We start from the raw sequence: 21,886 nt of genomic DNA, 5'->3' as shown, positions 1-21,886 counted from the left end.
TTGTAAATTATTATATGTAATTGATAAGATTTATTCGGTTAAAAGTTATAGGCAAGTCGTATGGTGATATTCCTTCCCATATCATGAGTATAGTATCTGTATCGATTCATATACTCCTTATAAAGGGTGTTAAATAAATTGTCTACACTAAGATTTAAGCCCAGCTCTTGCTCCCCAACCTTAATCGTTGTTCCGCCTGAAAGCTGAAAAAGATGATAAGCTCCTGGGGGAGTGGCATAGTCGCTTTCGGGCTCATAACGGGTTTGCCGACGAACGAAGCTGTGTCCTGCCTGTATCCAGGCACTATTTAAGTTCTTAAATTGAAAATCGAGATGAATATACTGATCTACCCTGTCCGACGGGATGTAAGGCAGATATTTACGATTACCAAGATCTCGCGCCCTGATTAGTGCAGCATTGAATTTATAGGACAGCACCTCAGAAAAGCGATAAGTACCTGAAAGGCTTGTACCAAAAAATGATGCATTGGTTTGTTTATATCTGAATATTGGATAGGTACCACTTACAGTTTGTCTGAAAGTTTTATCAGGTTCAGAATAGATGTAATTATTGATATACTGAGCATAGGCATCAAGGGTAAAATTTAGTTTTTCTCTGTAATATTTTAAAGCGTTTATCCATTTGTACCCCTGCTCTGTTTTAATGTTAGGGTCGCCTATTTCATATAATCCGGCACCATGATGCAGTCCGTTACTAAACAATTCATTGGCAGTAGGTGCTCTCCAGGCTAAACCTAAGTTACTGCCTAGTTGCCAGTAAAGGTTAATTTTCCAAAGTGTCCCAAACGATCCGGTAATATTATGAAACCTGCTCTGCCCACCGTAGTATTGCTCTGTAATCTCTGAACTTTCATCACCATTGTTAGCGTACCTATATCCCGCAGCGTCAAATAGCTTAAAGTCGTATCGTAGTCCACCTTCAAACTCAAAGTTATTTTTTAACCAACGCTGAATCAGAAAAATACCGCCGGTAAAACTATCGTAGTTTGGGATAAATGTATTTGCCAATGTTCCGGGAATGTTATTGTTCACCTGAAAAATCCCATTGAAGCCATATAAGCGTTTTGTTCCGTTCAGGTTTTGCTTTTCAAAAACCATGTCCAACGTATGGGTATTCAAAATCAGATCTGTAATAGGCAATGCTTCCCTATCACCCCTCCTGAAATCATACTCTTTACGCTGATTCTTTTGAAAACCATACGTTATATCTAAAGACTGTCGATCAATAAAGTCATAGTGAGCTTTAGCTTTGAATAAATCATGTACAACTTTTTGGCGTGGAGCAGAAATGTTATACGTAAATCCATAGTTCTCCAGTGGCCTGCCTATTGCTATTCTGGCATCAATATCTTCCCTTGTGCCTACATGCACGCTATATAAAATACCTAACTCAGTACCAAAGCGACTATAATAAACTTCATATAAAGCCTTTCCTGTATGATACCCTGCTGCTGCTGAATAATTTAACTCCTGAACTCCGGTATTACCAAGGTAATACTCGGCTGAGCGTACATTACCCGATTTTTTAAGTGTTCCCTGTAATCGCCAGCCAAAGCCTGGTAATGATTTTAATCCACCATTAAGCATTCCAGATGTGGTACCCAATCTGCCATTTGATGCGCCTATAAGGTTAAGCCCTCCTGATATACCAGCTGAACTGGGTAAAGAAGGAGGTTCTACTATAATTACTCCTCCAATTGCTTCAGCTCCATACCTTACTGACTCTGCTCCTTTTATCACATGAATTCTGCTGGCAAGAAAGGGGTCTATTTCGGGAGCATGTTCCAGGCCCCATTGTTGAGCTTCGAGCCTGATTCCATTATTTAGGATCAGTATTCTGTTGCCGTGCATTCCTTCTATTACAGGCTTGGAAATGGTTGAGCCTGTTTTTAATATACTTACCCCCGGAACCTCTTTAATGGTTTCAGCCAGTCCAGAGCCTTTGGTTTGCTGAAGTTGTTTTTCTGAGAGCGTTACAGAAATACTGGTTCTGCTAATGGGCCTCACCTTATCCACAATACTCACTTCTTTCAGTTTAATCGAATCAATTAGAACTTGAGCTTGTGCATATCCGGAAAGCAAAACGATAAAAGCAGGAATTAAGAGTAATCTTCTCAGCATAAAAAAAAGGTTTTAAAGGACCCTTTCAAAGGGATTTTCAAATTTCTCTCCCTGCCAAAAGCAAATCAGCTCTTTATGGTTCAATAAACACGAGGTTAGTTCATCATTCAATTGGTCTTTATCCATATCTTGTCCAATAAGAACAAGCTCGTTTAAACGATCTCCAAAACCCATATCCCATCTGCTTTCTATGTCTTGCCGGTTTTCCAGGTAATCTGTATAGCCGAGTCTTTCCTGCAAAGGCATACTTGCCCACCAGTTTCCTGCATTTTCGATTTTAAGGGAGCCTCCTGCCTGGGAGAAGTTGAGTGCATAATCTGGCAGAGCCGCAATCCAAAACAGACCTTTGGTTCTTAGAATGTTATTTGGAAAATCTACATTTAGATAGTTCCATAGACGCTGTGGATGAAACGGTCTTGATGAGCGAAACACGGTGCTACTAATACCATATTCTTCTGTTTCAGGCTCATGAATTGTATCTAATTCCTTAATCCAACCCGCGCCTTGCGATGAGGTTTCAAAATCAAACAATCCTGTATTTAGGATTTCTTTAAGATCAATTTTACTATATACACTCTCTATTTGTTTTGCAGAGGGATTAAGTTTTCTGATCACGGCCCTTATCAGCTTCAGATCTTCTTCACTAACCAGATCGGTTTTATTAAGGATAATCACATTTGCAAACTCAATCTGATCGATCAGCAAGTTTACAATAGTTCTGCGGTCTACCTGGTCATCAACCCAGTCTCTATCCAGCAAAAGTTCATCAGTCCCAAAATCCTTTTTAAAATTATAGCAGTCTACCACCGTTACCATTGTATCTAGTCTGCTAAACTTATTGAGGTCTATGCCCAGGTTTTCATCTACATAATTAAAGGTCTGGGCAACCGGAATTGGTTCAGAAATGCCTGTGCTTTCAATAATCAGGTAATCAAAGCGATCCTCTTTAGCCAGTTTTTCAACTTCGGTAATCAGGTCTTCTCTTAACGTGCAGCAGATACATCCATTACTCATTTCCACAAGCCGCTCTTCTGTTCTTGATAGTTTATGTTCGTTCTGAACAGTTCTTGCATCAATGTTGATCTCGCTCATGTCATTCACTATCAGCGCAACTTTTAAATCCTGTTTATTATTAAGGATATGATTTAATAAAGTGGTTTTACCGCTACCAAGAAATCCACTAAGCACGGTTACGGGTAATTTTCTCTGTTCCATAAATGCAATTGTGTTGCAAATATATTTTATTTATTATTACAAATGCAACAAAATTGCGTTTATATTTGTAATCACAATTCAAAACCAGTTGAAACGCGTACAAAAAATATATTTAAACAATATGAAGCACTTTATTAAATCCGAAAAATTAGACCAGTTGGGGATGACCGCCTCCTTAGCCTGTGCAATTCATTGTGCAGTGTTGCCCTTCGTGCTTACTACATTACCATTGTTTGGCCTTAGTTTTTTAGCCCATAGCTGGGTAGAGATGACCATGATAGGCTTATCACTCTTTATTGGCGTGTATTCACTAAGTACCTCCTATCCTAAACATAAAAGACTATTGCCTATTATAATTCTGGTAATGGGTTTTGCAATGATAGCAACAGGGCATTACCTAATAGAAAACATGGAGGCTGTATTAATCCCGACGGGAGGTTTTACCATTGCCTTTGCACATTATATAAACTGGAAATACAGCCGCAGCTGCTCACATAAATAAAATTGCATTTGCTAACTTTACAAACCACAGAAGTGATGAACAGAAAAATAATATTTGGTGCGTTTTTGCTTTTTATAAGCATGATAAATCCAGGTTGCAAACATGATAAAGTAAATGGCAGGCAGCTTTACATGAACTATTTAAAAAGCCACATTAAAAATTAAGATTAAGTATGATTGCATTAAATGCGGTAGCTCATAACTATGAGAATGGCCATAAAATAGGCTTTAAAGACTGGCAGGTAGATGATGGATCTCAATGGTTACTGCTTGGTGCGTCGGGAAGTGGTAAAACTACATTGCTTCATATCTTAACAGGAATTTTAAAGCCCCGGCAAGGTAGTGTTGTTATTAATGGCACTTCTATTTATGATTTGTCTTCAAAACACCTGGATCAGTTTAGGGGCAGAAACATTGGGATCATTTTCCAGCGTCCACACCTTATAAAAAGTCTTACGATAAAGGAAAATCTTGTTATGGCGCAAAGTTTTGCAAATCTTCCAACCAACTTAAATAGGGTACAGGAAGTTTTAGCTTCTTTAGGCATAGCGGATAAAAAGGATGCCTATCCAAGTGAGCTGAGTCAGGGACAGTTGCAGCGTGTGTCTATTGCAAGGGCGGTAATTAACAGACCAACATTACTGATCGCAGATGAACCAACGTCAAGTTTGGATGACAAAAATGCCGTAGCAGTGCTGGAGCTTTTAATAGACCAATCGGGCATTAACCAGGCTACACTTATTGTGGCTACACACGACAAAAGAGTTAAAGACGCGTTTACAAACACCTACGAATTATCATGAGCCCTTTAAAGATAAGCTGGAAAAGCATCTGGTCTAAACCATTATCATCAGTATTGAACATTATCTTGATTGCTTTTGGAACTGGTATATTAACCATACTGCTACTTGCTTCAAAGCAAATTAGTGATAAGCTGGAAAACAACTCTAAGGATATCGACCTGGTAGTAGGCGCCAAAGGGAGCCCCTTGCAGCTTATATTGAGCAGTATTTATTACATCGATTTCCCTACAGGCAATATCCCTCTAAAAGAGGCTCAGGAACTGGCTAGAAGTCCTTTTGTTAAAAAAGCAGTGCCATTAGCCCTTGGAGATAATTATAATGGCGTCCGTATTGTGGGCACCGACAGTAATTTTGTTGGTATTTATAAACTTAAGGTTAAAGAAGGTAAATTCTGGCAAAGCGATTTTGAAACCACTATTGGAAGCTCCATAGCTAAAAATCAAAAGCTTAAAATAGGTGATACTTTTTATGGCGCACATGGTCTTACAGGAAGTACGGATATCCATAAAACCCATGCCTATAAAGTTGCGGGCATTTTAACACCACAAGGAAATGTAACAGACAATCTGATATTAACGAACATTTCGAGCGTCTGGAAGATGCACGATCACGAGGAAAAGGAAGAACATGATCATGATTCAAAACACAAAGAAAAGGAAGCACCTGAAATTCAGAATAAAGAAATTACTTCCTTACTGATCCAGTACCGTTCACCAATGTCGGTAGTTATGTTTCCTCGCATGGTAAATGAATCTACAAATATGCAGGCTGCCTCTCCCGCTCAGGAAAGCACCAGATTGTTTTCTTTAATAGGCATTGGTGTGGATACCTTGCAATGGTTTGCCTTACTTATTATGTTCATTGCAGCAATAAGTGTATTTGTAAATCTGTACAACTCGTTAAAAGAAAGAAGTTATGATTTGGCCATTATGCGTACACTGGGAGCATCCAGAGCTAAGCTGTTTCTGATTGTAATTACAGAAGGGATTATGCTTACTTTAGCAGGTACAATTATTGGAATAGCATTAGGGCATTTGGCATTAGAATTTATTGGAAGCAATCAGGAAAGCAGTCAGGCACGATTAACCGGATTGATTTTACTCGGTGATGAGGCATATTTATTTGCAGCCGGACTTGCTATTGGTATATTTGCATCTATAATACCTRCTGTCCAGGCCTATAGATCAAACATCTCTAAAATATTATCAAAGAATTAAACACACATTTATGATAAAAAATATTATTCTCTTCTTATTACTTTTTACTGGTCTCGCTGTTAAGGCACAGCACAATCCTGATGATCAGATAATGTCTGACAACTGGGATGTTATTGGCAGTGTAGATTTCAAAATCGTTAAGGATACAGAGATGTTTGCAGTTTATAACAACAACATAAAGAAATTTGCCAATAAGCCCTTTGAGCTTGAGGGTTATATTGTTCCTATTAAAGACGGGATGAAACAGACTAAGTTCATGCTCTCAACCTTACCCATTAATCAATGTTATTTCTGCGGTAAAAATGGGGTACCAATTATGGTGTTGGTAGAGCTAACCGAACCGATAAAATTCACTTATCAAACCATAACTGTAAAGGGAACTTTAAAGTTAAATACTGGCAATGCAATGGATAACCCTCCAATTGTACTAACTGCAGCCAAACCTATATAAATTAACCAAGATGATAGATCCAGCCAACATATTAAGAACGCACGATTTAAAACATACCAAACAAAGGGTTCGCGTACTCGAAGAAATTGCTTTGGATAAAGCTGCTGTTTCGCAACCAGAGCTGGAGAAAAAGCTCGGTAAAGAAATAGATAGGGTTACGCTATACAGGATATTGAATACTTATGAAGATAAGGGTATACTTCATAGGATTATGGATATGAATGGAACTGCCAATTATGCAATCTGCTCGGCCTCCTGTACAGAACACCATCATCATGATGAGCATGTACACTTTAATTGTACAAACTGCCTTAAGATTTATTGTTTGGAGGTTAATGTCCCAAGAATTAAAATGCCCGAAGGTTTTACAGCTACAACCGTAACCTCAACGGCCTATGGGGTTTGTGAAAAGTGCAACAGCAGCGCGGTTCACTGATAAAAACCCCTGATCTTCTTTTCGAAAATCAGGGGTTTTTAAGCAAATTAGCTATTAATGACCTGAATGACCATCAGCACCATGCGCATGACCATGGCTCAATTCATCTTGAGTAGCCTCACGTACAGTTAAAATTTTACCAGCAAATATTAAATTTTTACCAGCCATCGGGTGGTTCAAATCTACTGAAATAACATCCTCATGAACAGCTGTAACGCCAGCTCTGAAGTGGTTACCTTGATTATCTTGTAAAGGGATAACATCACCTACTGAAGGCAATTCAACATCTTTAAACATGTCTTTAGGCAAGTCTGCAAAAGCTCCCGGATCTAATTCACCGTAACCATCAGCTGCGCTAAGTTCAAAGCTATATTCATCTCCAACATTCAGACCATCTAAATGTTCTTCAAATTTTGGCAACATCATTCCTGTACCATAAAGAAATACTAATGCGTTTTGCTCATCTGCTTTCTCTACAAAAACTTGTTGTCCTTCTTCATTAGTCGTATGCAATTCGTACGTTAATGATACTACTGTATTGGGTTTAATACTCATTATGATGTTATTTAGTTATCAATTGTAATGCTTCATCAACGGTAGCTACCGGCAACTGGCACGCTTTATTTCGGCAAATATAGATTTTTGTTTCAATGCTTTGCTTATCTTTTAACAAAGGTAAGCTCGAATTTGTTCCGGCCAATGTAATTTTATTAGGGATGTAATGCATATTCAGTTCCCTTTTTATCTCTGATACCTTATCACCGGTTATAGCAATCTCATTAATTCCGAATACTTCATTAAGCAATTGAATAGCCCAGTTAGAATATGCTGAACCGTATGTTTTTATTTGAGGATGAACGGATGTAAGCATCGCAGCGGCTTTGTTTATATATTGTTCATTATCAAATAACAATCCCAAAACGTGTAAATTCTGTGCCATTGTTGAATTTGAAGATGGAATAACATTGTCCATTATTTCATGCTTACGGGCAATCAGAGTTTCACCACTGGCAGAGGTATAAAACAACATCGGACTATCTGGATCCTCAAAGTTTGTCAGCACATAATCGGTTAACTGCTTTGCTTCAGTGAGCCAGCGGTCAGCAGAATCTGATTGATAAAGCGCAATCAAAGCTTCAACAAAAAAAGCATAGTCATCTAAAAACCCCGGAATGGTTACCTTTCCGCTTTTAAAGTTGCGATACAAGCCACCGTCAGGCATACGCAAATTTGCCAGTATAAAATCGGCAGCTTTTTTTGCCAATTCATAATAATGTGAAATACTAAATATACCAGCACTTTCAGCTAACCCTTTAATAGCCATTGCATTCCATGCAGTAAGACATTTGTCGTCCAATCCCGGACGCACTCTTTTGCTACGTGCCTGTAACAGTTTAACCTTCGCTTCTCTTATCTTTTCCTGAAGCTCCATTACTGTTATTCCTTTTACATCTGCATATTCCTCTTCTTCAAACTTCCTTAAAAGTATATTGATTTCTTCTTCTTCCCAATTCCCATCATCTGTAACGTTATAATAATTTGCCAGCAGTTGAGCATCCTCTTCTAATACGGCATCAAATTCTTCCTTGTTCCAAACATAAAACTTACCTTCCACACCTTCGCTATCGGCATCCAGAGCAGAGTAAAATAAGCCCTCGGGCGAAGTCATTTCTCTTTCAAGCCAATCAATAGTTTCCACTACTACGTCTCTAAACAGGAGAGATTTAGAATATTGGTAAGCTTCAGCATAAAGGCTTATCAGCTGTCCGTTATCATAAAGCATTTTTTCGAAATGAGGAACATGCCAATTACCATCTACAGAATATCTGGCAAATCCTCCTCCAACATGGTCATAAATACCGCCGAGCGCCATTTTTTCCAAAGTAAGTAAAGCCGATACGTGAGTAGCGTCATCTTCCATCAGGTGACTATATCTTAGCATAAACTGCCAATTATTTGGCAATGGAAATTTTGGGGCACGGTTGTAACCACCCTCAGCCATATCAAAGTATCTTTTCCAGGGCTCTATAATTTCTGTTAGATGCGCCCTGGTATATTCATCAACCTTAACATTAGGGATTACCTTTTCAGAGTTACGAATTCCATCGGTAAGCCTGTCGGCATACTGCTTAGCCTTATCAGGCTCATTGGCCCATAAGTTAGCAACGCTCAATAAAACACTGATCCAATCGTCTTTTTTAAAATAAGTACCACCATAAATTGGTCTTTGATCTGGCAGGCAAATACAATTTAAAGGCCAGCCCCCACTACCAGTCATTAACTGTATGGCCATCATGTAAATCTGATCAATATCAGGCCGCTCTTCTCTATCCACTTTAATACATACAAAGTGCTCATTCATTACTTCGGCAACTTCATGTTTTTCAAAACTCTCGCGCTCCATAACATGGCACCAATGGCATGCCGAATAACCTATACTAACCAATATTAACTTATTTTCCGCCTCCGCCTTTTGCAACGCTTCTTCTCCCCATTCATACCAGTTTACGGGGTTATAGGCATGTTGCAACAAGTAAGGTGATGAGGCTTTAATTAAATTATTGGGTTCTAAATTCATGCTATAAAGGTAAAAAGATAAGTTGTACTTTTACAGTATAGCTCTGATAACATGAAGATTACATATATCGAAATTTATCGTTTCAGCATACCAACAGAACCATTTGCAATTGCTACTGGCACTATGTATTTCGCTCAGAATGTACTCATTAAGATTTACACCAACAATAATATTTATGGGATTGGGGAATGCTCAGCGTTTCCCATGATTGTTGGAGAAAGTCAGGAAACCTGTCTTGCAATGGCAAAAGAGTTTGCCAGTATTCTTATTGGAAAAGACCCTCTTGACATACCTGAAAGAATGAGCGAGCTTCTGGGTTACGCTGCACACAACAGCACCATCAAAAGCGCATTTGACATGGCCTTGTTTGACATTGCTGCTAAAGAAGCCAGGCAACCCCTCTATAAATATTTAGGTGGTGAAAAACGCGTTGTAGAAACCGACATGACCATAGGTATCGATACCCCCGAAAACATGGCTACTACTGCAATAGGATTTAAAGCTAAAGGCTGCCGTATCATCAAAATAAAGCTTGGTAAAGATGTACACAGCGATATCGAACGGGTAAGCTTAATCAGACAGGCAGTTGGCAGTGAAATGATTCTGAGACTCGATGCAAATCAAGGCTGGAGTTTTGATGATGCACTATATGCATTGGGAGCGTTGKAGAATTTTGATATTCAATTTTGCGAACAGCCTATGCGTACCTGGTTTGATGATAAGCTACCCGAACTAAGAGCCAACTCTCCTATTAAAATTATGGCAGATGAAAGTTGCTACAACCATCACGACGCGCGAAAGCTGATAAACAGCGGCTCGGTTGATTACCTTAATATTAAGTTTTCAAAATCAGGAGGAATACTTGAGGCACAAAAGATTCATGAAATTGCTCTACAAACCGGCACAAAATGCATGATAGGTGGAATGCTTGAAAGTAGAATAGCAATCAGTGCAAATATGCATTTTGCTTTGGCAAGCCCGAATGTKATTTTTTTCGATTTGGATTCCTGCTTAYTTGGGCATCTCATTGACCCCGTAACTGGTGGTATTACCTACAATGGATATATTGTTGATATCCCCGATACTCCTGGAATTGGAGCTGATATAGATCCTAAATTCCTGAAAACATGTGAAAAATGGATAGTGTAAAAACAGTTAATTGGATTAAAATCGTCATTCTGAAATAAATTCAGAATGACGACGAGCATACAATACCTTATTGACTTTTCTTCTTAAAAAGACCATTAATTTTATCGGCAATCGCATTTTTAGCTTTTTCTGTTGCTTGTGATTTGATGGTATCAAGTTTAGCCTGAGCAACGGCTTTAATCTCCTCTTTTTTCTCGGCAACTACCTGGTTAACGGCTTCCTTAGCTCCCGCTTTTGCATCCCMTGCACCGTATTTTAGGTTAATAGTAGGTTTTAAAATTGTACCACCTAATACCGCATTTACTTTTATAGTTTCACTCATAGCAACATTAGTACCAGCCTTGCTATTCAGCTTAGCAATAAAGGCGTTTGCCGTTTCATTTGCTTTTGCTCCAAGCATAGCTCTCGGTACATTTAACCCAAGCTGATAATCCATGCTCTGGTCTAAACCATTTGAACCCTGAATATTCATCAAAATACCTTCTTTTTTAATGTCAAAAGGCGCAACATTTAAACGACCGTCTTTAATCTTGAACTTAGTAAGTACATTATTTAATTCCAACTTTTTAAATTTATCGGAACTTAACGCTGAAGCCAGTTTATTTAATGGCTCAAATCCATCAAGTACTGCCTGAATAATGTTAGTTAAACCCTCTGCATTTATAGAAGAGTAAACAGGCATCATATTTTGATCCAGATCTGAATTAAACTTTAAATTAGTAGAGAATACTCCTTTTGCGAATTTGGCAACCGGGGCCAATAACTTTACAGTATTAAAAGCAGTAAATGCTTTTTGGATATCCATTTTTTCTATGCCGAAATCAACATCAACCTTTGGTTTTTTAGAATCTATTGTGGCGTATGACCCGTTCATCTTCACCGTACCATCAAGCATGTTCATACCCATATCCTTAAAGTATATGGTCTTGTTTTTAACTTCTAAAGCTCCCTTTGCATTAGTGATATCATAATTATCATATAGCACCCGTCCCGCTTTTGCGGTCATATCAAAATCAATATTTCCGGGCACTTCAAATACAGTTAATTTCGAATCGCTCTTTTTTTCTGTTTCCACTGTACTTTTTGGTCCCATCAGCTCATTAACATCAATTAAGTTCGAAGCCACGTTGAATGTTCCTTGTAAAGCCTGGTTCTTTTTAAAGAAGTAGCTCAGGTAGTTATTTACCGTACCATTTGCGGCGAAATCACTTTTACCAACCTTAGCTGTAAGGTTACTTAACGTGATATTTTTAGGGCTAAAAGACATTTTTGCCGAGGGCACACTGACTGGCATCGGCACATTTTTACCTGAATAATTGAAATTGCTTGCCAGCATTTGTCCTGATGCTTTGAATGCTTCATACTGTCCTTTATCAATAGATGATTTACGTCCTGCCGCCTGCACATCTGCATCCAGAATACCACTTAAGGTCATGTCCTTCATCGGGAAAATTGTAGTCAGCTGTTTTAAATCCAGCTTTCCTTTAAGTGCCATATCCAAAAATGGATCGGTTGTCGGATTTTTCAATAACAATCTTCCATCAATTGGTGCATTCCCAAACTCCATATGAAATGCAGGTACATTTACAACGGTATGATCCATTACACCATCGGGATTGCTGATTTGCGATTTCACTTGTATGTTATTAATTGCAGAAGGTAAAGAAGGATATTTTATCTTACCATTTTCTATAGAAAGGTTAACATTAAAAGCAGGCAATGATTTCTCATTATAGGTCCCTTTCGCACTTCCGTCCATTGCAAATTTACCTGTAGCATCCATGTCCTTAAAATTACTGGCATAAATTGCGGGTATTAAAGAAAGGAAATTTTTAAGTTCAGATTGCTTTGCATCAAACTTAAAATCCATAACTATGTCCTTATCATTTGGCATGGCAAGGTATCCCACCGCCGACAACAACAATTCATTAAGTTTAATCTTATTCTCGGCAAAAGTGAACTTCATATTCTTCATATCGATATCAATAGGAAGATCAGCATCAAGCTTTACCTTGTTCAAATAAGGAATACCACCATACTTAACTGTTAGTTTTTCTATATCAGACTGGGTTTTAAGGGTAAATAAATCTTGAGTAAAATCACCAGTACCTGTATGGTTCAAATTATCCATCTCCATGAAAAAACCTAAAGAGGCATCATCATAAACAACTTTACCTTTTTCAATTGCATACTTTTGCAAGGCTACTTTGAAAGCAGTTTTAGCAGTATCTGCTCCATCAGTGCCGGTACTATCTTTCTTTGCAATATCCCAGTTGGCCTGACCACTTTTCAATACTTTAGCCAGAATCTTTGGTTCTTCAAGATTAATTGATTTTATCTCATACTTTTCACCCTTAATCACACTCATTAAGTTCACATTCAATTGAAGTTGCTTAATGTTCGCTAAAGTGTCTTTAGCAAAGCTATCGATACCCAAAACCGTTAAGTTGTTGATCTTTATCCCCAGGTTAGGGAACGAACGGATTAAAGTTAAATCCAGATCTTTAAAATCTACTTTAGCATTTACACTCTCATTTATAGACGATTTAATCTTTGCATCAATCTCCTTTTTAAAGAACAAAGGAATTGCAGCCGCAGCGGCGAATAAAACAACAAATAAACCGATTACAACAATTGATATCTTTTTAAGCATGTATTTAATATATAAAATCTTTTAAAACTCCTTCATAGCAATAAACACACCAAATTACTTTTATTGATTAAACCATTCCTATCTTTATCCCTCTATAACTCTAGAATAACAAAAATTGTATATGAAAAGATTAATCTTCACAGCGATATTATTCATTAGTATGGGTACTATGGCATTTGCACAAAGTGATAAAAAGGTAAAAAAAACTCCTGAACAAAAGGCTCAGCATGCAACAGAGGAGTTGACTAAAAAGCTATCACTAACAGCCGATCAAAAGTCGAAAATTGAGGCAATAAACCTTGAAAGCTTTAAAAAAGTAAAGGATAGCAATCCTAAAGGCGAAAAGAAAGACAAAGCTGCTATTAAAGCCGCTAAAGATGAAAGAGATAACAAAATAAACGCAGTCTTGAACGACACTCAACGCAAAGCTTACAAAGAGTTTAAAGCAGAAAAGAAAAGCGAGAAGAAAGCAAACAAAAAAGATGCTCCAAAAAAAGCTGAATAATAACTACACCACTTGCTGACTTCATGTTATAATACCCGCCGTCATCTCTCCTGTCGTTGAGATGACGGTAGCTTTAAGAACGGTATGCTCTTTTAAAATTCTTAACTTTGTTTCATGAATAAAGAAATTGCTGTCATTTTTGACATGGACGGTGTGATCTGCCATACCAATCCTTACCATTCCCTCGCCTTCCGTGAGTTTTTTTCGACAAGAAACCTAGCTCCTACAGATGAAGAGTTCGCGCAACACATGTTTGGCAAATCGAATAGCTATATCCTCAGCCACTTCTTAAAAAGAAAAATTGAAGGCGAAGAACTTCTGCAATTAGAACAGGAAAAAGAAGGTCTTTTCAGAAAAATATATGAACCCAATGTAGAACCCATTTCAGGTTTAGTTGAGTTTATAAATAACCTAAAAAACAATGGTGCAAAATTAGGTGTAGCTACTTCGGCTCCATATGCCAATTTGGAACTGATACTCAACAAAGTGCCCATTAGAGAAATATTAGGGTCTGTAATGGCCAGCGAAGATGTGAAAAAACATAAACCTGATCCTGAGGTTTACCTTACTTCGGCCAAAAATCTTGGCGTGTCACCTGATCAATGTATCGTGTTTGAGGATTCTTTTTCTGGTGTCTCGGCCGGATTAAATGCAGGCATGAAAGTAGTTGGTGTACTTACCTCTCATACCAAAGAAGAACTTCCTCCTTGCAACTTATATATCGACGACTATAAGAACCTGTCTTATGATACCATAAGTCGGCTAATTGACAAATAGAATTTACTTCTTTACGGTAATGCTTCTTCCTGTTACAAGAATAAACTTGTAAATCCGGTATAGGCCATCATCAGTAATTTCTATTTTCTCAACCAAGCCGGTTTTACTAAATGTATCGGTAACCAGATTACCAATTTTTACATCTTGTAATACACTCGATGGTGTTTCGTTATTTAATCTAATCATGACAGCAATGCGAAATTAAGAACCAAAGGTAGTTCTAAAATGTTATTTTAAGGCTAATCAATATATAGAGAAAAACTTGTCGCAAACAGCCCCTAAAATTGACCTTTTCGCACCTCTCTGCACCCATGAGTATTCTATAAATTTGTTTAACAACAATTTTTAAACTTACATAACTCAGAAAAACATGGCAAAAATGAATCCTTACTTAAACTTCGACGGCAAAGCCGAAGAAGCTTTTAATTTTTACAAATCTGTTTTTGGTGGTGAATTTAGTGCTGTCCACAGAATGACGGAAGCACCAGAATCTTCACAGCTTCCTGAAAATGAAAAAAATGGAATAATGCACATTGCATTACCAATTAACGAGCATACTACACTAATGGCATCAGATATCCTGCCTTCATGCGGACATATTTTAAATGCAGGAAACAATGTGCAAATATCACTTCATCCTGTAAGCAGAGAAGAGACAGAACATCTTTTTAACGGACTATCAGCAGGTGGAACCGTTGAAATGCCCCTTGAAGATACTTTCTGGGGTGCTTATTTTGGAAGTTTTAAAGACAAATTCGGAGTCCAATGGCTGGTGAATTTTGAACAAGGCCAAAAATAAAGAGATCTTAATGCGGTAGTTAGAAAAAATGCCTGATGAAGACTTTCATCAGGCATTTTTTAATATAAATTAATAAATCTCGAAAAGATGACCAGCTGTCCCTTAATAAGGGCCAGATCTGCATCAATTTCCTTATTAATCCTTAAACCAAGTTCATCACAAGCCAATTTATAAAACGAAGCATGTACTGCCCCACCTACCAAATAAATTGGTATTTCTGGTTTTAATCCACCCAGCTCCGTACCAATCAGTAAGCCGCTTAAATAGTGTAAGTTTTGCTGAGAAGGAATGTTTTTAAGCACCTCATTGGTTCTCACCATAAAACTGGCATGTAAGAGATTTGAGTGCCTACTTGCCTTAACCCCTTCCTTAAAGCGCTCCTGATTTTGAGGATCACCAAAATCTCCTCCTTCCTCTACCGAAGCCGATAATATGCTATTCACAGATAGAAGATTAAAAAATTCACCCGTCATATAGGTCTTAAAGCTTACCGCCTGGCTATTTTTTATCACAATATGCTTAGGGTGTGTACCCGGCAGAATTAACAATTGCTCCTGATCTTTATTATCCAAAAGCGTATCGCTGCCCACAATTTTAGTTTCCTCGCCACGCATTACATCACAATCAGTCATGGCTCCAGATATAATTACAAACGGGTTAGCTCCCGTACTATCAGCCATAAACTCTGTTTTCAGATCTGAACCGTCAAGATTAAATGGCAATTTCTTATAAGGCAAGTCCACCATTCCAATGGTAGACGAGGCCATCCCCGAAAACAGGACAGGGATACCATCAGTTACCATATTTAAATTCTGCTGCAATGATCTGATTTCATCTTTTACGATAGATGCATAAAAATCTGCCCGCGACAGAACAGTCCCTCCCTTTTGCTGCCAAAGTTTATAAGTATCCGAAATTCCACGGCTACTCTTTGTTTCAGCAACAACGGCAAGATTTTTTGCCTGAATCAAACGAAGTCTGAAGGAACTTGTCCCCCAATCACAGCTAAAAAAATGATCCATTAATTCTTCGTTTTAATACGTTCCACGTTCCCAACCAGAAAGATGTATGAGCATGCCCCCATAAACCCTAAAACTGCGATAAAGATCAATGCCGGGGCAAAATTCCCGCCGCTGGCCAGAAACCCGATAACAATTGGTACGACTATCCCCGAAAGCTGCCCTATAAAATTGAATACCCCACCCGTTATGTTAATAAGGTGCTTTGGCGCAAGGCTGGAAACAAAGATCCAGGTAATCGATGCAAAGCCCACTCCAAAAAAGGATAAAGCCATAAAGAAAATGATTAGCCCAGGTGTATCAACAAAATTAGCTCCCAGAATAAATACGGAAATTAAAAGCCCAATAATGATTGGTCTCTTACGTGCTTTTGCGGCAGATACTCCTTTTTTTATTAAATAATCAGATAAAAACCCAGAGCAAAGCACACCAGCAAATGCTGCAAGGTAAGGTATGGATGCCCAGTATCCAGATTTGATAAAATCCAACCCCCTGTAATCAACCAGATACTTTGGAAACCAGGTAAGGAAAAACCACAAAGTGGAATTGACCGCAAACTGACCTATATATATCCCCCATAATTTTCGGTGCGACAATACTTCTTTCAAATCAGCCCACTTAAACTTCTTTTTTGAATCTGCGTCGGCAATAGATTTTCCATCCATTAACCCTCCTCCGCTCTCTATGAGTTTAAGCTCTGCTTCATTTACTTTCGAATGTTTTAAAGGATCACGGTAAAAAACATACCATACAACTCCCCATAACACACCTATTAAACCGGTTACCACAAATAAACCCTTCCAACCCACATAAAATTGAATTTTCGAAAGTACCGGCATTAAAAAAGCCAACCCCAGAAACTGGCCCGAAGTATAAACTGCAATTGCCGACGCCCTTTCATTATCAGGAAACCAATTACTCACCACCCTGTTATTAATTGGAAATGCAGGGGCCTCAAATGCTCCGGTTGCCATTCTAAGGCCAAATAGCGTAATAAACCCTTTGGCAAAACCTTGTACAATGGTGGCAAATGACCAGGTGATGAGACTAACCGCATATAGAATACGTGGACTAAAGCGGTTCACCAATATCCCACCTGGAATCTGAAACAACAGATATGTCCAGCTGAAAGCAGAAAAGATCAGTCCCATCTGCACAGACGAGAATTTAAACTCTTTACCAATATCAGAGGCTGCAACTGCCAGATTGCTCCTGTCCATGTAATTGATAACTACATTAACAAAAATCAAAAAAAGAATCTGATAGCGAATTTTCGTTGGCTTCATATTCTATAATTTACCATTCAGCAACACTGCCATCCTCATGTCTCCAAACAGGATTCCTCCAGTTATGCCCAATCGCGGCCATTTTTCTTACATGCTCTTCATTAATTTCAATTCCTAACCCAGGCTTATCCGGAATTTTCACATATCCATTTTCATACTCAAAAACAGTTTTATCGGTTAAATAATCCAGCAGGTCACTTCCCTGATTATAATGTATCCCCAAACTTTGCTCCTGAATAAAGGCATTATGACAAGTTGCATCCACCTGTAGACATGCCGCCAGAGCAATCGGCCCTAACGGACAATGTGGTGCAGCTGCAACATCAAAAGCCTCTGCCATAGAGATTATCTTTTTACACTCCGTTATTCCCCCGGCATGGGAAACATCAGGTTGAATAATATCAACATATCCTTCCTTCAGCAGCGTTTTAAACTGCCACTTCGAAAACATCCTTTCACCTGTAGCAATAGGAATAGAAACATGATTGGCTATCTCCCTAAGGTCTTCATTATTTTCGGGCAATACCGGTTCTTCAATAAACATTGGACGGTATTGTTCTAACTCCTTAGCCAGAATTTTAGCCATAGGCTTATGCACACGGCCATGAAAATCTATTCCAATTCCGAATGCAGGTCCAACTGCCTCTCTTACCGCAGCTATACGTTTTATGGCCTCATCAATTTTATCATAACTGTCTACATACTGAAGTTCCTCAGTAGCATTCATTTTTACTGCTAAAAAACCTTGCTCAGCCATTTTCTTTGCGGCCAGTCCCACATCAGCCGGACGATCTCCGCCAATCCATGAATATACCTTCATCTTATCCCTGGCTTTTCCACCTAATAACTGATGAACCGGAGCATTAAAAAACTTTCCTTTAATATCCCATAATGCCTGATCTATACCCGCTATCGCGCTCATCAGAATTGGGCCACCACGATAAAAACCTGCCCTGTACATCACATTCCAGTGATCTTCAATATTCATAGGATCCTTACCTATAAGATATTCCATTAATTCTTCAACCGCAGCTTTTACTGTTGCCGCTTTCCCCTCAATAACAGGTTCACCCCATCCAACAATCCCCTCATCAGTTTCAATCTTTAAAAACAGCCATCTTGGTGGCACCTGGAACAATTCGTAGCTTCTAATTTTCATGTTGGGATATTTTTATAAGTTAACTGCCTGAACAAAGGCTTGAGCTTTAGCAGTAAGTTTGGAAAGATATTCTGGTGCAACTTCTTGTTTGGTATTAACCAGTGCACTGCCAATTCCAAATCCAACAGCACCAGCATTTTTAAAGTCTTTAATGTTTTCGAGCGTAACACCTCCTGTAGGCAATAGCGGGATTTGAGGCAATGGCCCGGCAATATCTTTTAGATAGGAAGGAGAAGTTGCCGGAAATACTTTCACAATGTCGGCTCCATTTTTATAAGCATAGTAGATTTCAGTAGCCGTATATGCACCCGGAATATTCACTACACCAAGGCTTTTTGCTATTTTAATCACCTCTATATCCACTATTGGCGAAAGGATAAAGCTTGCTCCTGCAGCAACAGCCTTTTTTGCCGAGTCAACATCAAGAACAGTACCTGCACCAATGATCATCTTGCTACCGAATTTATCGTTAAGCTCTTTTATAACAGTAAGTGGCTGCGCCGAGTTCATTGTAATTTCGAGTATACGAATCCCTCCTGCATATAATGCATCAGCTATTTTTATCACGTCGGCAGGATTCGCACCGCGAATAATGGCAATAATTTTATGTTCTAAGATCTGAGATAATGTAGACATAGGAATATAATTAGTGACCTGCTTTTTTTGCCAGGTCAACTTTTAATAAATAGTTATCGGCAGTAATGAAAAGTGTTTTATAATTATCTGCAAAGGCACAATTGGACGTACTGCCTTCAATCTTTATTTTTCCAAGCAGCGTACCCTTCTTATTGTATATCCAAACTCCGCCCTGGCCGGTTGTAAAAACATTGCCTTGCTTATCAATCTTGATGCCGTCAGTACCCCTGTCATTTTGAAAAATCCTTCCATTTATCAATAATCCGTCTTTATTCAGATCATAAAGGTACAAATAGGGCTTTTCACCATCTGAATTTGCTATTAATAAGCTTTTTTCGCCCGGGAAGAAAGCGATTCCATTTGGCCTTGAAATCGAGTCTACTAATAAGGTTACTTCTCCATTTTTAKAAATCTTATATACTCCCTGATACGGAGCTGCTTTTGATGGATTATTGACGCCCTTTTCTAGCCCATAAGGTGGGTCTGTAAAATAAATATCGCCATTGCTTTTAACAATCAGATCGTTCGGGCTATCGAATTTTTTTCCTTTATATTCATTTGCAAGTGTAATATACTCTGCCTTAGGATCATCCAGTGAAGCATTCATGAGCGCTACTCTCCTATCGCCATGTTGGCATAACAGCAGTTGTCCTTTGTGATTAAGCGTTAACCCGTTCGATCCCAGTTCTTCTGTTCTGGGCTGAGTTCCGGTGTAGCCTGAGTGTTCAAGATAAACCTCCTTACCTTTTTCGGGTGTCCATTTGTAAACAGTATTGTTTAAGACATCTGAAACCAACAACATCCTTTTGCTTTCTATCCATAGTGGTCCTTCAACCCAACCGAAACCATCGGCAATCACTTCAACCTTAGCATCATGATTTATGATGACATCCAATTCTTTACTTAATTTTTCTATTTTCCCATCGGGTTCTTTTTTTGTTGGCTGTGCAAACAAAACAGATATGTTCAAAAAGATGATTAAAAAACAGGATACGGCACTGCAGGACTTGATTTGGTTTATCATTTGGCATAAAAAAAGCATGAACAATAACGTAAGATAAAAATAAAAATATTTATCCTCGTAAAGTCATGCTTCTTTATTCTGATTTGCGATCTCTTGCGAATCAGATAACACTATTCCTGCCTATTCTTTTACAGGTTCTTTAGCTTGTTCTGGAGCTTTACCAATTAACTCCATAAACTGATCTAATTTAGGTGTTATAATAATCTGTGTACGTCTGTTTCTTGCTTTGCCATCTGGCGTATCGTTTCCTGCAATCGGATTATATTCACCTCTACCTCCGGCGGTTAAGCGTTTCGGTTCTACACCATAATTATTCTGCAACGACTGAACTACTGATGACGCTCTTAAAGCACTTAAATCCCAGTTGTTTCGAATATTTGTTTGCGAAATAGGTACGTTATCCGTATTACCTTCAATCAATACATCATACCCCTGGTAATCTTTAATGATTTTAGCAATTTTGCTTAGTGTTTCACCCGCTTTATCTGAGATTTCGTAGCTTCCAGATTTATAAAGCATGTTATCCGACAAAGAGATATAAACTACTCCTTTTAGCACTTTCACGTCCACATCTCTCATTTCTTCTCTACTTAATGAACGTGTAAGATTATTGGTTAACACCAAATTAAGTGAATCACTTTTGTTTTTAGTATTTACGAGGTGTTGGATGTATTTATTTGAGGCATTAATCTCATCAACCAATTTAGAAATATTTACATTACCCTGGCTGGTAGAGCTCAAACATTTATCAAGCGCGGCCTGCAAAGAAGCTGAGTTTGCTTTTTCTGAGGCAATTTGTTCTTCCAAGCTTTTTACTCGTGATGTTGTTCCAGAGAGTTCCTGTTGACCGGACTGATACTTCTGATTCAAATCCTTAGTCTTTTCTTTTAATTGATCGTAACTAGATTGGAGATCGTTATACTTTTTGTTACTAACACAACCCTGGGTTACCACAGCTGCTATCAGTACTACCGGTATTAAACTGGAAAATTTCATAATCCTATTAAATTTATAAGTCAAAATAATAGAACTGCAATCTTTATGCCATGCTGCTCTTGATCTATAATTAAAGAGGTGTCCAAAACGCGTTTTGGACACCTCCTATAAGAACTTTACAAAATCTTTCGGATATTCAACAAAGCCCTGTCTTAAATAAAACCGGTGTGCATCAGTACGTCTTGCATTGCTGTGAACCATAATTCTTTTACATTTCCTTTCAATAGCTAATGCAGTGCAGCGCTCTTCCAAAGCTTTACCAATTCCCAGTCTTCTGGAATTATCATCAACCACAAAGTAGCTAATTACCGCATAGTCAGCTTCAAAAGCTATTTGAGGAATGAAATGAAGGGATAAAAAACCTAATACCTTTCCTTCTAATTCACAGACAAGGTCGCAATGATCAGAAGATTTAGAGAGATCAATGAGTTTTTTCGCAATAAACCCTTCTTCAGTAGGATAACCAAGTTGTTCCATTAAAATCCGAATAGCGCTGGCGTCCTTATGTTCTGCTTTCCTGATGTTCATAACCTTATTAGAA

The 21,886-nt window shown here is 38.3% G+C and carries 22 protein-coding genes; 9 read left to right on the top strand and 13 right to left on the bottom strand.

The features are described 5' to 3' along the window. Positions 1-38: 38 nt before the first annotated feature. The gene (locus AC1DDK_RS11675) at positions 39-2,141 is read right to left on the bottom strand and encodes a TonB-dependent receptor (protein WP_337716510.1); all 2,103 of its coding nucleotides are present in this window, start codon (positions 2,139-2,141) and stop codon (positions 39-41) included. 12 nt (positions 2,142-2,153) lie between these two features. Further along, positions 2,154-3,356, bottom strand: a complete 1,203-nt coding sequence (locus tag AC1DDK_RS11670) for a GTP-binding protein (RefSeq protein ID WP_288878771.1) — start codon at positions 3,354-3,356, stop codon at positions 2,154-2,156. Between the two features lie 121 nt (positions 3,357-3,477). On the opposite strand from AC1DDK_RS11670, the gene AC1DDK_RS11665 reads away from it, so the two are divergent. From AC1DDK_RS11665 to AC1DDK_RS11645, 5 genes are all read left to right on the top strand, one after another. After that, the gene (locus AC1DDK_RS11665) at positions 3,478-3,858 is read left to right on the top strand and encodes a MerC domain-containing protein (protein ID WP_172659655.1); all 381 of its coding nucleotides are present in this window, start codon (positions 3,478-3,480) and stop codon (positions 3,856-3,858) included. Positions 3,859-4,030: 172 nt separating this feature from the next. Then, positions 4,031-4,660, top strand: a complete 630-nt coding sequence (locus AC1DDK_RS11660) for an ABC transporter ATP-binding protein (protein ID WP_288878769.1) — start codon at positions 4,031-4,033, stop codon at positions 4,658-4,660. Beyond that, a complete protein-coding gene (locus AC1DDK_RS11655) occupies positions 4,657-5,877 on the top strand; it encodes an ABC transporter permease (protein ID WP_477633917.1) in 1,221 nt (406 codons plus the stop codon). The genes AC1DDK_RS11660 and AC1DDK_RS11655 overlap by 4 nt, the downstream gene beginning before the upstream one ends. 10 nt (positions 5,878-5,887) lie before the next feature. Continuing rightward, the gene (locus tag AC1DDK_RS11650) at positions 5,888-6,328 is read left to right on the top strand and encodes a hypothetical protein (RefSeq protein ID WP_172659652.1); all 441 of its coding nucleotides are present in this window, start codon (positions 5,888-5,890) and stop codon (positions 6,326-6,328) included. 10 nt (positions 6,329-6,338) lie between these two features. Further along, positions 6,339-6,764 (top strand): Fur family transcriptional regulator, encoded by a 426-nt coding sequence (locus tag AC1DDK_RS11645; protein WP_172659651.1) that lies wholly within the window; start codon positions 6,339-6,341, stop codon positions 6,762-6,764. Between the two features lie 54 nt (positions 6,765-6,818). Here the strand turns inward: AC1DDK_RS11645 and AC1DDK_RS11640 are convergent, their stop codons facing one another. After that, entirely contained in the window at positions 6,819-7,319 is a 501-nt protein-coding gene (locus AC1DDK_RS11640) for an FKBP-type peptidyl-prolyl cis-trans isomerase (RefSeq protein WP_172659650.1), read from the bottom strand. A gap of 7 nt (positions 7,320-7,326) precedes the next feature. Then, entirely contained in the window at positions 7,327-9,342 is a 2,016-nt protein-coding gene (locus AC1DDK_RS11635) for a thioredoxin domain-containing protein (RefSeq protein ID WP_288878767.1), read from the bottom strand. A gap of 51 nt (positions 9,343-9,393) precedes the next feature. On the opposite strand from AC1DDK_RS11635, the gene AC1DDK_RS11630 reads away from it, so the two are divergent. Continuing rightward, positions 9,394-10,491 (top strand): mandelate racemase/muconate lactonizing enzyme family protein, encoded by a 1,098-nt coding sequence (locus tag AC1DDK_RS11630; protein ID WP_477633916.1) that lies wholly within the window; start codon positions 9,394-9,396, stop codon positions 10,489-10,491. A gap of 67 nt (positions 10,492-10,558) precedes the next feature. On the opposite strand, the gene AC1DDK_RS11625 is transcribed toward AC1DDK_RS11630, so the two are convergent. Then, entirely contained in the window at positions 10,559-13,144 is a 2,586-nt protein-coding gene (locus AC1DDK_RS11625) for an AsmA-like C-terminal region-containing protein (RefSeq protein ID WP_477633915.1), read from the bottom strand. 121 nt (positions 13,145-13,265) lie between these two features. Here AC1DDK_RS11625 and AC1DDK_RS11620 point away from each other — a divergent pair, with 121 nt between their 5' ends. Beyond that, a complete protein-coding gene (locus tag AC1DDK_RS11620; RefSeq protein ID WP_172659646.1) occupies positions 13,266-13,649 on the top strand; it encodes a hypothetical protein in 384 nt (127 codons plus the stop codon). Between the two features lie 114 nt (positions 13,650-13,763). Next, positions 13,764-14,426 (top strand): HAD family hydrolase, encoded by a 663-nt coding sequence (locus AC1DDK_RS11615; protein ID WP_172659645.1) that lies wholly within the window; start codon positions 13,764-13,766, stop codon positions 14,424-14,426. 3 nt (positions 14,427-14,429) lie between these two features. On the opposite strand, the gene AC1DDK_RS11610 is transcribed toward AC1DDK_RS11615, so the two are convergent. Further along, positions 14,430-14,612: a hypothetical protein gene (locus AC1DDK_RS11610; protein WP_172659644.1), complete on the bottom strand. Its 183-nt coding sequence runs from the start codon at positions 14,610-14,612 to the stop codon at positions 14,430-14,432. Between the two features lie 184 nt (positions 14,613-14,796). Here AC1DDK_RS11610 and AC1DDK_RS11605 point away from each other — a divergent pair, with 184 nt between their 5' ends. After that, positions 14,797-15,225, top strand: coding sequence for a VOC family protein (locus AC1DDK_RS11605; protein WP_172659643.1), 429 nt, complete (start codon positions 14,797-14,799; stop codon positions 15,223-15,225). A 59-nt stretch (positions 15,226-15,284) separates the two neighbouring features. On the opposite strand, the gene AC1DDK_RS11600 is transcribed toward AC1DDK_RS11605, so the two are convergent. The 7 genes from AC1DDK_RS11600 to AC1DDK_RS11570 all read right to left on the bottom strand — a co-directional run bounded on the left by AC1DDK_RS11600 (position 15,285) and on the right by AC1DDK_RS11570 (position 21,873). Then, a complete protein-coding gene (locus AC1DDK_RS11600; RefSeq protein WP_337716506.1) occupies positions 15,285-16,247 on the bottom strand; it encodes a 2-dehydro-3-deoxygalactonokinase in 963 nt (320 codons plus the stop codon). Next, positions 16,247-17,530 (bottom strand): MFS transporter, encoded by a 1,284-nt coding sequence (locus tag AC1DDK_RS11595; RefSeq protein ID WP_172659641.1) that lies wholly within the window; start codon positions 17,528-17,530, stop codon positions 16,247-16,249. Before AC1DDK_RS11595 ends, AC1DDK_RS11600 begins: the two co-directional genes overlap by 1 nt. Before the next feature lie 10 nt (positions 17,531-17,540). Beyond that, positions 17,541-18,689: a galactonate dehydratase gene (dgoD, locus tag AC1DDK_RS11590; protein WP_288878759.1), complete on the bottom strand. Its 1,149-nt coding sequence runs from the start codon at positions 18,687-18,689 to the stop codon at positions 17,541-17,543. A gap of 12 nt (positions 18,690-18,701) precedes the next feature. After that, the gene (locus AC1DDK_RS11585; RefSeq protein WP_288878758.1) at positions 18,702-19,325 is read right to left on the bottom strand and encodes a bifunctional 4-hydroxy-2-oxoglutarate aldolase/2-dehydro-3-deoxy-phosphogluconate aldolase; all 624 of its coding nucleotides are present in this window, start codon (positions 19,323-19,325) and stop codon (positions 18,702-18,704) included. Between the two features lie 10 nt (positions 19,326-19,335). Next, positions 19,336-20,295 carry an SMP-30/gluconolactonase/LRE family protein gene (locus AC1DDK_RS11580; protein ID WP_477633914.1) on the bottom strand — a complete coding sequence of 320 codons (960 nt, stop codon included), beginning with the start codon at positions 20,293-20,295 and terminating at the stop codon, positions 19,336-19,338. A 174-nt stretch (positions 20,296-20,469) separates the two neighbouring features. Further along, on the bottom strand, positions 20,470-21,345 hold the full coding sequence (locus AC1DDK_RS11575) for an OmpA family protein (protein ID WP_048906887.1): 876 nt from the start codon (positions 21,343-21,345) through the stop codon (positions 20,470-20,472). Between the two features lie 105 nt (positions 21,346-21,450). After that, complete coding sequence (locus tag AC1DDK_RS11570) at positions 21,451-21,873, bottom strand: GNAT family N-acetyltransferase (RefSeq protein WP_337716503.1); 423 nt, start codon at positions 21,871-21,873, stop codon at positions 21,451-21,453. Positions 21,874-21,886 lie beyond the last annotated feature (13 nt).

Source organism: Pedobacter sp. 05T44, assembly GCF_056395985.1.
The sequence above is the reverse complement of the archived record's forward strand: the minus strand, read 5'-3'. Positions and strand labels throughout refer to the sequence as shown.